Origin of the sequence: Thermomonas sp. HDW16 (genome assembly GCF_011302915.1) — a bacterium.
Lineage (GTDB): Bacteria > Pseudomonadota > Gammaproteobacteria > Xanthomonadales > Xanthomonadaceae > Thermomonas.
The window spans coordinates 526,406-539,287 of the sequence record NZ_CP049872.1 but is presented as its reverse complement, the minus strand read 5'-3'; the positions used below and the strand labels follow the sequence as shown (position 1 = coordinate 539,287).

The following is a 12,882-nucleotide window of genomic DNA, read 5'->3' as shown; positions in this document are numbered from 1 at the left end:
ACCCCGAAGCTGCGGCTGCGGCTCACCGGCCCACCACACCAATCAGGATGAAACCCGCGTAGACCGCCACCGCGATGGCGGCGAACAGCAACGCGGTGCGGCGTGCGGCCGCGCGTCGCGACGCGGCCTGGGTGTCATCCATGCTGGCGGGGTGCTCGCGCATGCCGTACTCAGTGGTCGATGTCGCCGTGGGCCAAGTCGCCCGGCTTGATCACCGGCGGCGTGGTGAAGGTGTGGTGCGGGGCCGGGCTGGGTACCGTCCATTCCAGGCCGCGCGCACCTTCCCAGGCACGGGCTTCGGCCTTCTTGCCGTGCTTCAGCGAATGCCACAACACGAAAGCCATGATGAACGGCGTAGCGAACATGCCGAACGCGCCGATCGAGCTGATGAAGTTCCAGTCCGCAAACACCACGTTGTAGTCCGGGATGCGGCGCGGCATGCCGGCCAGCCCCAGGAAGTGCTGCGGGAAGAACAGCAGGTTGACGAAGATCATCGACCACCAGAAGTGGACGCTGGCGAGCTTCTCGCTGTACATGCGCCCGGTCCATTTCGGCCACCAGTAGTACACGCCGGCGATGATGCCGAACAATGCGCCGGTCACCAGCACGTAGTGGAAGTGCGCCACCACGAAATAGGTGTCGTGGTACTGGAAGTCGGCCGGCACGATGGCCAGCATCAGGCCGGAGAAACCGCCGATGGTGAACAGGATCACGAAGGCGATCGCCCACTTCATCGGCGCCTCGAAGGTCATCGAACCGCGCCACATGGTGGTGACCCAGTTGAACACCTTCACGCCGGTCGGGATCGAGATCAGCATCGTCGCGAACATGAAGTAGAGCTCGCCGCCCAGCGGCATGCCCACGGTGAACATGTGGTGCGCCCACACGATGAACGACAGGAACGCGATCGCCGCGGTGGCGTACACCATCGCCTGGTAGCCGAACAGCGGCTTGCGGGCGAAGGTGGGGATGATCTCGCTGGCGATACCGAACGCCGGCAGGATCATGATGTAGACCTCGGGGTGGCCGAAGAACCAGAAGATGTGCTGGAACATCACCGGGTCGCCGCCGCCGGCCGCATTGAAGAAGCTGGTGGCGAAGAACTTGTCGGTGAGCAGCATGGTCACCGCACCGGCCAGCACCGGCATCACCGCGATCAGCAGGAAGGCGGTGATCAGCCAGGTCCAGCAGAAGATCGGCATCTTCAGCAGGTCGACGCCCGGGGCGCGCATGTTGAGGATGGTGGCGATGATGTTGATCGCGCCCATGATCGAGCTGATGCCCATCATGTGCACGGCGAAGATCACGAAGGCCAGGTTGTTGCCGCCCTGCAGCGACAGCGGCGGGTACAGCGTCCAGCCACCGGCAGGCGCGCCGCCCGGCAGGAACAGCGTGCCCAGCAGCAGGGTGAACGCGAACGGCATGATCCAGAACGACCAGTTGTTCATGCGCGGCAGCGCCATGTCCGGCGCGCCGATCTGCAGCGGCACCATCCAGTTGGCCAGGCCGACGAAAGCCGGCATCACCCCGCCGAAGATCATGACCAGCGCATGCAGCGTGGTCATCTGGTTGAAGAATTCGGGGGTGACGTGCTGCAGGCCCGGCGTGGCCAGTTCGGTGCGGATCACCACCGAGAACGCTGCGCCGATGATGAACATGATGAAGCTGAAGACCAGGTACAGCGTGCCGATGTCCTTGTGGTTCGTGGAAAAGAACCAGCGGTCGACGAAGCTTTGCTTGTGGCCGTGGTCGTCGTGATGGTCGACGGCAGAATGATGCGTGGCGGACATGCGCTGAACCTCGGAATGCGGTGCGTGGATCAACCGGCAGCCGCGGCGTTAGCCGGGGCTTGCTCGGTCTGCGGGGCAGCAGCGGCGGCGGCCGGGGCTGCATCGGTTTGCTCGGTGCTGGCCGGCGCTTCGGGCGCGGCCTCAGCGGCAGGTTCTGCTGGAGCCGCCGGCTTCTTCGCCGCCAGCCACTGCTCGAACTCGGCCTTCGGCACGGCCTTCACCACGATCGGCATGAAGCCATGGTCCTTGCCACACAGTTCGGCGCACTGGCCGCGATAGACGCCCGGCTTTTCGATCTGCGCCCAAGCTTCGTTGACGATCCCCGGGATCGCGTCCTGCTTCCAGCCCAGCGCCGGCACCCACCAGGCGTGGATGACGTCGTCGGCGGTCAGCACGAAGCGGATCTTGACGCCCACCGGCAGCACCAACTGGTTGTCGACGTCCAGCAGGTAGTGCGGCAGGTTGGCGGTACGTGCGTCCACGCCACTCTGGCGGACTTCGTCGCTCTTGCGATCCAGGCGACTGGTGAATGCCACGTCCTGGCCCAGGTATTCGTACTTCCACATCCACTGGTAACCGGTGACCTTGACGGTCATTTCGGAATCACGCGTGTCGTACTGGCGCATCAGGCCATGTGTCGCGGGAAACGCCAAGCCGATCAGGATCAGGATCGGCAGCGCGGTCCAGATCGCTTCCAGCTTGGTGCTGTGGGTGAAACTGGTATCCGGCACCGCACCCTTGGACTTGCGGAACTTGAACATCGCATAGGCCATCGCGCCGAACACGATGAGGCCGATGACCACGCAGATCACCAGCACGATCATGTGCGCGTCATACGCGGCATGCGACGTCGGCGTCACGCCGGGCGCCATGTTCAGCTGCCAGCGGTGCGGATCCGCGTGGTTGGCGGTCTCCTGTGCCTGTGCCAGCACTGGCAACGCGAGCGCTGCTGCCAACGCACACAGCTTGAGCGCGCCTGTTTTGAATCGACCGGGTGTCATCACATCGAGCCCCACTGGTATGCCTGGAGATGCCGGGCCATCGGCCTGATGGCCGCGGACCGCGCCTTGGTCTGGGTTTCACACGCCCCCTGCCCCGGCCACGAACGGCAAAGGGCCGGGAACAACCGTGAAATGGTACCGGCGGGGCCAAGATGCGGCAACCCGCAGCGAGCACCACGGGTGCCGCAGACGCCCCGCAGCACTACACTAGGCACCCCCTCGACCCCTGAAATGCAGGCAGCCTGCGGGCGTGATGAGCAACGAATCCAGCACCTCCCCCATGCCCGCGCCGATCCTGTCGCCGGAACTGAACCCCCTGCCGCAGCCAGCGCGCGCGGCGATCACCGCCGGCTGGATCCGCGATGAAACCGCCCATGTGCGCGAACTGCTGACGCAGGCCACCCTGCCTGCGGCTGACCGCGCCGCCGCGCAGGCCACCGCCGCCGACCTGGTACGCCGGGTGCGCGCCCGCGCGCGCGACCAAGGCGCGGTCGAGGCCTTCATGCGTCAGTACGACCTCGGCAGCGAGGAAGGCGTACTGCTGATGTGCGTGGCTGAAGCCCTGCTGCGCATCCCCGACCAGGGCACCGCCGACGCGCTGATCCGCGACAAGCTGGGCGATGCCAACTGGAAGCGCCACCTCGGCCAGTCGGATTCGGTGCTGGTCAATGCCTCGACCTGGGGCCTGATGCTGACCGGCAAGCTGGTCGACCTGGCCGACGACACCAAGCGCGACGTGCATGGCGCGTTCCAGCGCCTGATCGGCCGCGCCGGCGAGCCGGTGATCCGCCTGGCCGTGCGCCAGGCGATGAAGATCATGGGCCACCAGTTCGTACTCGGGCGCAGCATCGACGAAGCCCTGGCACGCAGCCGCAAGGGTGACAACGCGAATTACCGCTATTCCTTCGACATGCTGGGCGAAGGCGCGCTGACCACAAAGGACGCGCAGCGCTATCTCGAAGCCTATCGGCAGGCGATCCACGCCATCGGCCGCACCGGCCCGTTCGACGACGTGTTCGCCGCGCCCAGCATCTCGGTCAAGTTGTCCGCCCTGCATCCGCGTTACGAACACGCCAAGCGCGCCCGCGTACTGGCCGAACTCGGTGCTGGCCTGCTGGAACTGTCGCAACTGGCCAAGTCCTACGGCATCGGCCTGACCATCGATGCCGAGGAAACCGACCGCCTCGAATTGTCGCTGGACCTGATCTTCCAGGTGCTGGCCGACGAGTCGCTGCGCGACTGGAACGGTTTCGGCATCGTGGTGCAGGCCTACCAGAAGCGTGCGCCGTTCGTGATCGACTACATCGCGACCATGGCCAAGCAGCTCGGCCGACGCATCCCGGTGCGCCTGGTGAAGGGCGCCTATTGGGATGCCGAGGTCAAACGCGCGCAAGTGGAAGGCCAGGCCGGCTACCCGCTGTTCACCCGCAAGCAGAACACCGACGTGTCCTATCTTGCGAACGCGCGACGCCTGCTGGATGCCGGCGATGCGATCTACCCGATGTTCGCCACCCACAACGCGCAGACCATCGCGACGGTGTACCGCATGGCGCGCTCGATGCGCGGCCGTCGCGACTTCGAATTCCAGAAACTGCACGGCATGGGCGACGACCTGTACGCCGAAGTCATCCCTACGGATCGCCTGGACGTCGCCTGCCGCGTGTATGCCCCTGTGGGTAGCCATGAAGACCTCCTGCCGTACCTGGTGCGCCGCCTGCTGGAAAACGGCGCCAATTCCAGCTTCGTCAACCGCATCACCGACGAAAGCATCTCCATCGACGAACTGATCCGCGACCCGGTCGAAGCCGTGTCGAACTTCGATCCGATTCCGCATCCGCGCATCCCGCTGCCGGTCGACCTGTACCGCAGCCAGAACGAACACCGGGACAATTCCATGGGCCTCAACCTCGCCAACGACGACCAACTGCGCGAACTCGCCGCCGCCATCAACAACGCTGGTGCCGGCAACTGGAATGCCGCGCCGCTAGTGCCGGGCGCGAACACTGCTGGCGAAAAAATCGCCGTCACCAATCCCGCCGATCGCCGCGAGGTGGTCGGCCATTGGCAGGCCAGCGACAGCGCCACCGTCGAGCGTGCCATCGAAAACGCGCTTGCCGCACAACCGGCATGGGATGCCACGCCGGCGTCCTCGCGCGCGGCCATCCTGGAACACGCCGCCGACCTGATGGAAGCGCGCATGCCGATGTTCATGGCGATGTGCACCAAGGAAGCCGGCAAGACCTTGGCCGACGGCGTGGCCGAAGTGCGCGAGGCGGTGGATTTCCTGCGCTACTACGCTTTGCAGGCGCGCGAGCATTTCGCGCCGATGGCACTGCCCGGCCCCACTGGTGAATCGAATCAACTGCAGCTGGCCGGCCGCGGCGTGTTCGTCTGCATCAGTCCATGGAACTTCCCGCTGGCGATCTTCACCGGCCAGATCGCAGCCGCCCTGGCCGCCGGCAACACGGTGCTGGCCAAGCCGGCAGAACAGACCAACCTGATCGGCTACGCCGCCGTGCAATTGCTGCATGAAGCCGGCATTCCGAAGGACGTGCTGCAGTACTTGCCGGGCGATGGCGCCACGGTCGGTGCCGCGCTCACCCGCGATCCGCGCGTCTGCGGCGTCTGCTTCACCGGCTCCACCGACACCGCGCGCGCGATCAACCGCGCGCTCGCAAGCCGCGACAGCGGCGCCATCGCCACCCTGATCGCCGAAACCGGCGGCCAGAACGCGATGATCGCCGACAGCTCCTCGCTGCCTGAGCAGGTGGTCAAGGACGTATTGGGATCCGCCTTCACTTCGGCAGGCCAGCGCTGCTCGGCGTCGCGCATCCTGCTGGTGCAGGACGATATCGCCGACAAGGTGATCGGCATGCTGGCCGGTGCGATGGCCGAACTCACGGTGGGCGATCCCGGCCTGCCCTCCACCGATGTCGGCCCGGTCATCGACGAAGACGCCAAGGCCGCCCTCATCGCCCATGCCGCGCGCATGCAGGCCGAAGCCACGCCCATTGCAACAGCCGCACTGGGCGCAGGCACCGAGCACGGCACCTTCGTCGCACCGCAAGCCTGGGCGCTGAAGTCCATCGACCAATTGCATCGCGAGAATTTCGGCCCGGCCCTGCATGTCGTGCGCTGGAAGGCGGACGAACTGGACCAGGTGGTCGATGCCATCAACGCCACCGGCTACGGCCTGACCCTGGGCGTCCATTCGCGCATCGACGCCACCATCGAACGCATCGTCTCGCGGGCGAAGGTCGGCAACATCTACGTCAACCGCAACCAGATCGGCGCGGTGGTGGGCGTGCAGCCGTTCGGTGGGCAGAACCTGTCCGGCACCGGTCCGAAGGCCGGTGGCCCGCACTACCTGCCGCGCTTCGCCACCGAAAAGACGGTGACCATCAACACCACCGCCGCCGGCGGCAATGCCAGCCTGCTGACACTGGGCGACTGATCGACTTCGGCGAATTCGCCGGCGTCAAACCGCTGTCGAATAGCCAACGAAAAAGCCCCGCCGAAGCGGGGCTTTTTCTTGTTGCAATGACCCGATGGATCAGAAGCGGTACTGCATCGACACGCCGTACAGGTTGGCCGAGCCGGTGAAGGTACCGTGCAGGGTCGAGAGGTCGCTCGGCGGGTGCACGCCCAGGTTGATGGTCGGATCGTCGATGTTGATGCGCTGGAACGCGGCATCGACCGACAAGTTTTCGCTCACGTTCCAACTCGCGCCGATCGAGTACAGCATGCGATCGTTGTCGGGCAGGCGCGGGGTGCGGGTCGCCTTGCTGGTCGGCGAATCATCCAAACCGACGCCGGCGCGCACGGTGATGGCATCGCTGATGTCGTATTCGGCACCCACGCTGACGAAATTCGAGTCCTTCCAGTGGAAAGGCTCGGCGCCAACCACGGTACCATTGGTGCGGGTGATGGTCACGTCGCGCAGCGAACTCCAATCGGTCTCCTGAGCATCGGCCATCACGCGGAACTGTGAGGTAAAGGCGTAGCTCATGCTCACTGTCCACACCGCCGGCGTGGTCAGCTTGGCGCCGCCATCGCTATCCTGGAAGCGTGGATCCGCGCCCAGCACCGCAGGCACGTTCTGGAAGTCGAGCGTCCCTTCCAACTCGTGGTCGATCTCGGAACGGTAGCTGAAGCCGAACGCGAATCGCTCATTCGGCTTGTACTGCAGGCCGAGGATGTAACCGATACCGGTATCGTCGCCGCTGACTTCGAAGCTGCCATCCATCTGTTGCGGCTTGAACGCGAACTGCTGGTTGAAACAGGTGAGGTCGTAACGACGCACACCACTCATCAGTGGAGCCTGCGCCGCGCAAATCGCAGTACCGAAGTCGATCGCCTTGCTCAGGGTCGCCTCGGCACGCTCGTAGATCAGGCCGACGCCAACCGACAGGCTCTCGGTCGGCTTGATCGCCGCAGACAGGGTCAGGTCGACCGTCTTGAGGTCGGAGGTCAGCGAGCGGTAACGACCCACCCAACCCGGCTCATATTCGGTCTTCAGGCCGAACGGCGCGCCGATGCTGGCACCAACGGTCATGCCTTCGAAGGCACCCTTCAGCGGGAACACCACGGCCATGTTCGGGACCACAGTCGGATCACCGGGGTCGCCACCGTTGCCGCCGGTCAGCGCCGCACCAGGTGCCGGCGAGCCGAGGATGCTGCCACCACCGGTGAAATCGGCGGACAGGTCGATCACGGTGATGTCGGCCTGGAAGGTGTTCTTGTCCAGGTTGGTCATCGCCGCCGGGTTCAGCGACACGTTGGACGCATCCTTGCCGACGATGCTGCCGGCGTTGGCCTTGCCCAGGTTCTTGACGCTCTGTTCGCGCAACTGGAAGCCCGAGGCACCGGCCTGGCCGGCGGCCAGGGTGCCCAGCACGGCCAGCGCAAGCGCGGTGGCGCGGAAGCTGCGGTTGGTGGTTTTCATTCGAATCGTCTCCGTGACTCTTATATGTGCAGGGATGGTTGTTCTCGGGCGCGATGTGGGATGCATCGAAGCGCTGGTTCGCGCTGCGCGAGCCGGGACTCTGCCTGCGGCAGCCCTCCCCCGACGTACGTCGCCGTATGCAATATAACGCGTAAATTAACCTGATGCTAACAATCCCGGCAACAGTCGGTAGAGTAACGATTCATGTTCGTCGGCATCTCCACCCGCAAGAAAGCCGTGCTGCGCTGGGCGACCCCATTGCTGCTGCTGGCGTTGTGGCTGATCTACGTGCTAGGTGCGATGGGCACGCCCACCCTGCGGCACGGCGCGGAACTGGACTGGGGCGTGCTTTCGGGCGGCCTGGACAGTGCCCTGGCTTGGCGCCAGGCGCTCGTCGAGGGCAGCGTGCTGCGCCTGTTCTCGGCCCTGTTCCTGCACGCGGACTGGATTCACCTGCTCGGAAATCTGGTGTTCCTGCTGATTTTCGGGCTGCCGGCGGAGCGGGTCATGGGCGGCTGGCGCTTCCTGGCTCTGTTCCTGTTCGGCGGCGCAGTGGCCAACCTAGCTGCGGTGCTGGCGATCGACGCACCCGACGGAATCATCATCGGCGCCAGCGGCGCGGTGTCCGCGGTGATCGGCGCCTACCTTGCCCTGTTCCCCGGGGCACGCCTGGGCGTGGTGCTGCCGCTGGGACTGTTCCTGGAATTCGTGCGGGTACCGGCCTCATTGTTGATCGGGCTATGGGTCCTGCTGCAGGTGGTGTTCGCCTACAGCGGCCCGACCTTCGGCACCGTCGCCTGGCCGGCGCATATCGCCGGCTTCCTGTTCGGCGTGGTGTTCGCCCTGTTCGCGCGCGCGGCGATCGCCCGCCGCCTGCGCCATAGTCGCGGTTACTGAGCCTTCGGTTTCGGCGCCGCGGGTGCCACCTCCACGCCGGCCATTTTTTTCAGCTCCAGCAGTGCGGCATCGATCGGTTTCTGGCCTGGCAACACATCACCGGCGTTGTCGCCTTCGAAGGCCTCGCTTTCCGCTTCCAGGTGCCTCGGCAACGCCGCTTCGCTGATCGGCGCCGCGCGATCCTTGCCGTCTTCCGGCTTGAGCACCACGTCCGGCACGATGCCCAGCGCCTGGATCGAATGCCCGCTCGGGGTGAAATAGCGCGCGGTCGTCAACTTGACCGAATCGCCGTTGTCCAGCGGCAGCAAGGTCTGCACCGAGCCCTTGCCGAAGGTGCGGCTGCCGACCACGCGCGCGCGCTTGTTGTCGTGCAGCGCGCCGGCCAGCACCTCGGCTGCACTGGCGGAACCGGCATCGACCAGCAGCACCACCGGTGCGCCTTTCAGCCTGTCGCCCGGGGTCGCATCGAAGCGGCTGTCGCCGATCATCGCGCGGCCCTTGGTGCTGACGATGCCACCCTGGTCCAGCAACTCGTCGGCGATCTGCACCGCGCCGACCAGCAGACCACCAGGATTGCTGCGCAGGTCGATCAACAGGCCGCGCAACGGTGCGTCCTTCTGCAGGCTGTCCACCGCCTTGACGAAATCCGATGCGGTCGCGGCCTGGAAGCTGCTCACACGGACGTAGCCGAAGCCCGGCTCCAGCATCCGCGAACGCACGCTGGTGGTCCGAATTGTTTCGCGCACCAAAGTCACATCGAACGGCTTCGGCGTGCCCTCGCGCACAACCCGCAACACCACCTTGGTGCCGGCCGCGCCGCGCAGCGGCGTCGAGACGTCAGCATCGGCCGGCGTCAGCAACTTGCCGTCGATGGCGAGGATGCGGTCGCCGCTGCGCAGTCCAGCTCGTTCGGCCGGACCATCATCCAGCGGCGCGATGATGCGCAACCCGCCTTCCGGCAATTGTTGAAGCTCCAGGCCGACGCCGTCGTAGGCGCCGCGGGTCATTTCGTTGAAATCCTCCGCATCGGCCTTCTGCAGGTAGGCGCTGTGTGGATCCAGATCCAGCAGCAGGCCGCGCACCGCGGATTGCATCAAGGCATGGTCATCGACAGGATCGACGTAGGCCTGCTTCACCGCGTTGTAGACCATCACGTAACGACGGATTTCATCCAGCGGCACTTTCGCCGCATCGGTCTTTGCCGCATCCGGGTCGTCGCTGGCGGCAACGTCATCGGACTTCTGCGGATCCTGCGGCGCGTCTTGCGCCAACGCGAACATCGGCACGATTGAAAGCGCGACGGCAATCAACAGGGAAAGGGGCTTTGCCCGCATGGTGTGCTCCGCTTGGTTCATGGATGCTTCGACCCGCACGCGCGGCACGGGTTCCGGCATGATGCCCTCGAACCGCGTCGCGATGGCGTCATCGCCGGCTATTGCCGGGTCAGCCAGCCGCTTGGGTTCACCGGCGAGCCATTGCGACGCAGTTCGAAATACAGCGCCGGGCGCTCCTGTCCGCCTGATGTGCCGACACTGGCTACCGCATCGCCGCGCTTCACCGCGTCGCCGGCATCGCGCAGCAGGCCGTCGTTGTGCGCGTACAGGCTCATGTAGCCGTTGCCGTGGTCGATGATCAGGATGTTGCCGTAGCCGGTCATCCAGTCGGCGAACACCACGGTGCCATCGGCCACCGCCTTGACCGCGGTTCCGGCCGGCGCGGCGATCAGCACGCCATCGCTGTTGCGGCCGTCCGGCAGGCGCCCACCGTACGAAGCCAGCAGGCTGCCGGACACCGGCCAACCCAGGCCGCCCACCTTCAGCGCCGGCGCGCTCGCCACCGCTACACGCTTTTGTACGGGCTTACCCGATGCCTTGGCCTCGCGTTCCGCCGCGGCCTTCGCACGTGCAGCCTCGCGTGCCGCACGCGCCGCCGCCGCGCGTAACTGCGCCAGCAGGTTCTGCAGGGACTTGGCATCGCGGCCCAGCGCTTTCTCGCGCCCTGCCTTGTCCTGGTACTGCTGGTCGATGCCGGCCAACACGCCCGCACGCTGCTTGCGCGCAGTTTCCAGTTGCGCCAGTTGCACGGCCTGCTGCTTGCGGTCGCTGGCCAACGCCGTCTGGCGCTGGCCGATCTCGCGCTCCAGCGCGTCGATGCGTTGCAACTCCGTGCTCAGTTCGCGGATACGCTGCACGCTGCCGCGTTGCAGGTAGCCCTGGTAGGTGAGCGCACGCTCCGCTTCGGCGATGCGATCCTGCGCCAGCATCGCCTTCAACGGCGCATCGCCGCCCGCCAGCTGCGCGGCGCGCAACAACCGCGCCAACTCCGCTTTCTTCGCATCGAGATCGCCGGCGCTCTTCGCGCGTTCGGCCTGCAGCCGCGCAAGCGAGGAACTGTCGCGCTGCAGCGTGGATTCGATGTTGCGCAAGCCGCGCTGTGCGCTGCCTACCTGTTCGTCAGCCTGCCGCAATTTTTGCGTGGCATCGCCACGCGCGCCTTCCAGCTTGCGGCGCTCGCTCGCCACCGTTTTCAATTCGCTGCGGACTTTCTGCAGGCGTTGCTCGGCGTCACGCTGGTCCTGTGCCGGCGTGGTGCCGATCATGGCCAAGGCGAGCAACGCGATGGCGGAACGTTTGCGCATCAAGCCGGCAACAACAGGCTTTGCCCGCTCATGTCCGCAGGCTTGGGCAGGCCAAGCAGGTCGAGCAAGGTCGGCGCGATGTCGCGCAATGCGCCGCCAGTGCGCAGCGACGCCAAGCGTTCGCCCACATACACCAACGGCACCGGGCCAACGGTATGCGCGGTATGCGGCTGGCCGGTGTCGGGATCGCGCATCATTTCCAGGTTGCCGTGGTCCGCGGTGATCAGCAACGCGCCGCCGACCCGTTGCACCGCCTCGCTGATCCTGCCGATGGCGATGTCCACCGCCTGCGCCGCCTGGATCGCGGCTTCGAGGATGCCGCTGTGGCCGACCATGTCCGGGTTGGCGATATTGCAGACGATGGCATCGAAGGCTTGCGAGTCGATCGCGGCCACCAGCTTGTCGGTGAGTTCGGGGCAACTCATTTCCGGCTGCAAGTCGTAGGTGGCCACCTGCGGGCTGGGGATCAACGTGCGCGATTCGCCGGGGAACAGTTCCTCGCGACCACCGCTGAAGAAGAAGGTGACGTGCGCATATTTCTCGGTTTCGGCGATGCGCAGCTGGGTCATGCCGTTGTCCGCCAGCACTTCGCCGAAGGTGTGGCGCAAGTCGTCCGGCGCGAACGCCAGCGCTGCGGGCAACTTCGCGTCGTATTCGCTCAGGCAAACGAAACGCGACAGCTTCGGACGGCGCGCGACGAACCCGTCGAAACCCGGATCCACGAACGCCGCGGTCAACTGGCGTGCGCGATCCGCGCGGAAATTCATGAACACCACGGCATCGCCATCGCGCATGGCCTGTGCGCCATCGAGCACGGTGGGCGCGACGAACTCGTCGTTCTCGCCGCGCGCATACGCGGCCTGCAACGCGGATAGCGCATCGACTGCGTGATGCTCGCTTTGCGCTTCGACGATCGCATCCCACGCGCGGCGCACGCGCTCCCAGCGCTTGTCGCGGTCCATCGCGTAATAGCGGCCGCCGACGGTGGCGATATGCGCGTTGCCAAGCTTGTCGCACAACGCCTGCAAGGCGCGCAGGCTGGGCTCGGCCGATTGCGGCGGGGTGTCGCGACCGTCGAGGAAGGCATGCACCGCGACCTTCGGCACGCCTTCGCGATGCGCGAGTTCGAGCATCGCGAAGATGTGGTTCTCATGGCTGTGAACGCCACCCGGCGACAACAAGCCCATCACGTGCAGGGTGCCATGCGCCGCCTTCGCTGCGTCACAGGCCGCGCGCAACTCCTCATTGGCGAAGAAGCTGCCGTCCTCGATCGCCGCATCCACCCGGGTCAGGTCCTGGTACACGATGCGGCCGGCACCCAGGTTCATGTGCCCGACTTCGGAATTGCCCATCTGCCCGTCCGGCAGGCCGACATGGCGGCCTTCGGTATGCACCAGCGTATGCGGTCGGGTGGCGAGCAAGCGCCGCCAGTTCGGAAGGTCTGCCTGCGCCAAGGCGTTGTCCTCGACCTCCTCGCGATGGCCCCAGCCGTCCAGGATCAGCAACACGACGGGTTTCGGGCGCGGGGATGGGATTGCGGACACGATGGCTTCCTGGAGGGGTTTGCCGAAGCACGGCATGCGTGGTGATTGTAGCGGCTGTAAACCTTCC

9 protein-coding genes are annotated in these 12,882 nt (G+C 65.8%); 2 read left to right on the top strand and 7 right to left on the bottom strand.

Translation table 11 applies throughout. The annotated features are described in order from the left end of the window. Window positions 1-22: 22 nt before the first annotated feature. From G7079_RS02325 to coxB, 3 genes are read right to left on the bottom strand one after another with little or no spacing between them, the layout of a single operon-like run. Window positions 23-163, bottom strand: coding sequence for a hypothetical protein (locus tag G7079_RS02325; protein WP_166054335.1), 141 nt, complete (start codon window positions 161-163; stop codon window positions 23-25). A gap of 7 nt (window positions 164-170) precedes the next feature. After that, window positions 171-1,790: a cytochrome c oxidase subunit I gene (gene ctaD, locus G7079_RS02320; protein ID WP_166055170.1), complete on the bottom strand. Its 1,620-nt coding sequence runs from the start codon at window positions 1,788-1,790 to the stop codon at window positions 171-173. A 29-nt stretch (window positions 1,791-1,819) separates the two neighbouring features. Next, window positions 1,820-2,791 (bottom strand): cytochrome c oxidase subunit II, encoded by a 972-nt coding sequence (gene coxB, locus G7079_RS02315; RefSeq protein WP_166055168.1) that lies wholly within the window; start codon window positions 2,789-2,791, stop codon window positions 1,820-1,822. A 253-nt stretch (window positions 2,792-3,044) separates the two neighbouring features. On the opposite strand from coxB, the gene putA reads away from it, so the two are divergent. Further along, window positions 3,045-6,245: a bifunctional proline dehydrogenase/L-glutamate gamma-semialdehyde dehydrogenase PutA gene (putA, locus tag G7079_RS02310; RefSeq protein WP_166055166.1), complete on the top strand. Its 3,201-nt coding sequence runs from the start codon at window positions 3,045-3,047 to the stop codon at window positions 6,243-6,245. Between the two features lie 99 nt (window positions 6,246-6,344). Here the strand turns inward: putA and G7079_RS02305 are convergent, their stop codons facing one another. Then, window positions 6,345-7,736: a porin gene (locus tag G7079_RS02305; RefSeq protein ID WP_166055164.1), complete on the bottom strand. Its 1,392-nt coding sequence runs from the start codon at window positions 7,734-7,736 to the stop codon at window positions 6,345-6,347. Between the two features lie 204 nt (window positions 7,737-7,940). On the opposite strand from G7079_RS02305, the gene G7079_RS02300 reads away from it, so the two are divergent. Then, the gene (locus tag G7079_RS02300; RefSeq protein WP_166055162.1) at window positions 7,941-8,633 is read left to right on the top strand and encodes a rhomboid family intramembrane serine protease; all 693 of its coding nucleotides are present in this window, start codon (window positions 7,941-7,943) and stop codon (window positions 8,631-8,633) included. Here the strand turns inward: G7079_RS02300 and G7079_RS02295 are convergent. From G7079_RS02295 to gpmI, 3 genes are all read right to left on the bottom strand, one after another. After that, window positions 8,627-9,967, bottom strand: a complete 1,341-nt coding sequence (locus G7079_RS02295; RefSeq protein ID WP_166055160.1) for a S41 family peptidase — start codon at window positions 9,965-9,967, stop codon at window positions 8,627-8,629. The two genes, G7079_RS02300 and G7079_RS02295, sit on opposite strands and share 7 nt — an antisense overlap. 98 nt (window positions 9,968-10,065) lie before the next feature. After that, the gene (locus tag G7079_RS02290) at window positions 10,066-11,271 is read right to left on the bottom strand and encodes a peptidoglycan DD-metalloendopeptidase family protein (RefSeq protein WP_166055157.1); all 1,206 of its coding nucleotides are present in this window, start codon (window positions 11,269-11,271) and stop codon (window positions 10,066-10,068) included. After that, window positions 11,271-12,815: a 2,3-bisphosphoglycerate-independent phosphoglycerate mutase gene (gene gpmI, locus G7079_RS02285; RefSeq protein WP_240906221.1), complete on the bottom strand. Its 1,545-nt coding sequence runs from the start codon at window positions 12,813-12,815 to the stop codon at window positions 11,271-11,273. The genes G7079_RS02290 and gpmI overlap by 1 nt, the downstream gene beginning before the upstream one ends. Window positions 12,816-12,882: the final 67 nt, after the last annotated feature.